Here is a 1,749-nt window from a genome sequence, read left to right as displayed (position 1 = left end):
AGAAGGGGGATGAGCAGTTGTTTGAGGGTTTGCAGCTCAGTTTCGAGCCGCTGGACACGGGCGGCTAGATTGCTGGCAGTGGGTACAACTTGCACCTGGGGAGGGAGAGGGATCCCGTTGATGTAGTGGCGATAGTAGGCTGAGGCCCGGTTGAGAATGGCCCGGATCGAGGGTTGGCTGAGGATATCGCTTAGGTCATCGGCGGTAAAGAGAGCTTGGAGGTGGATCCCTGAGGGCAGACGGGTTTGCAGAAGGGTTTGAAGCTGGGGAGCAGGTGGGGGATCCAGAGAGAGAACGGTTTGGGAGAGACGATCAACGGTGGCCCGGTCAAATTGGGTTTGGAAATGTTGCCAACGGTCGGGGAACAGATTGAGGATAAACAGACTGTTGGGGATACGGGTAAAAAGCTCTTTCAGGGCATCGCCCAAGTTGAGGAGGATATCTCGATTTTCTTCTCGGCCCAAAGCTTCCAATTGGTCGAAGACAATGATCAGGGGCTGGTCGAGCAGCGAAAGCCTGCCGATGACTTTCATCCCTTCTAGGGCAAAGGTGTTGCGATCCAGATCTGCACTCCAAGGGGGCAACCCAATCAAGTTGGTTTCTTCAGGATCCAGGTCGGTACCGCTGAGCCAGCGGATGATCTGGTGACGGCGGTTGGGATCCCTGTAGCTGCAGTATTTGATGATGCCCTTGAGAATGTTTTCGGTGGAACCGGTAAGGAAGTTTTGCTCTGCCCACCAGCGCAGAACCAGTTTTTCAATGGCTTGCCATTGTTGACGACGACGCTCGCTGCCTTCTGCTCCCAGGCAATGAAAGAGGTTGAGGGGATCCGCCGTGAGAAGGGAGAGAAGCTCTTCAGTTTTTGAGGTTTGGGGGAAGGTTTTCAAGATTTCCACAAAGCTCTTGGCAATCAAGTAGTCGAGCTGGGTGTGGTGATGGGCATCTACCCGTTCGCGCAGGGATTCCAGGGTGTGGCTGTAGATGTGGTGGTAGATGTTGTCGGGATGGGTGGGCTGAGGGATAAACAGGAGACGGTTGTGGCGCAGGAGGTTTTGGGCCACCCGCATGATCAGGTGGGTCTTGCCGGATCCAGGTTCTCCCAGTAAGACAACCCCTCGGCTCTGGTGGTTGGGATCCCGTTGGATGTCCTGTAGGGTGGCAGTGAGCTGCTGGTACTGAGGCTGATAGATGGTGGTCTCGTCGGGATAATGCTGAAAGGGATTGTCAACTCTGCTGTTGGCGAAAGGATTGGGAACATTCTGGGCTTTGAGCTGAGCGTGGGTGAGGTGGCGATAGAGGTGGTAGGTAAAGAGGGCATCGTAGCTGGCGTCGTGGGCCAACTTGGAGTTGAAGTAACCGCTCTCCAGTTGGATCCCAAGATGTTTGCTCAGGTACTCGAGTCCGTAACCGGCGAGGTTGGGAAAACATTGCTTGGCGGCTGACCAAGTACAGAAGATGGGGTTAGGAAGCCAATCTTGGTTAACTTGGTCAAAGGCTTGTTTAAGGATTTTTAGGTCGTGATCTGCATGGTGGAAAACAAGGGTTTTACCTTGTGTCAAGCGCTGTAGATCCGCAACGATCTGGGTCAGGGGCTTGGGCTGGGGGTGGTGGGGCGAGTATTCTTGGGTGTAGGCGTGGTAGATGAGCTGGCCGCTGCTGTCGATAAGGGCGATTTCTTTGAGGTTGGGGTTGCCCTCGGTGTCGATAACCAAGTAGCTCATGGAGGGGCGGGATCCCGTGATGCTAATG

Annotated in this window: 1 protein-coding gene; it reads right to left on the bottom strand. The window is 54.6% G+C overall.

Features of this window, described 5'->3' with window-relative positions; genetic code table 11:
• A partial coding sequence (locus NW820_RS08250; RefSeq protein ID WP_414407210.1) for an AAA family ATPase occupies window positions 1-1,721 on the bottom strand: 1,721 nt, incomplete at its 3' end.
• Window positions 1,722-1,749 lie beyond the last annotated feature (28 nt).

It is taken from the genome of Synechococcus sp. R55.7 (assembly GCF_047461955.1).
GTDB lineage: Bacteria > Cyanobacteriota > Cyanobacteriia > Thermostichales > Thermostichaceae > Thermostichus.
This window is presented reverse-complemented; position numbering and strand designations above follow the sequence as displayed.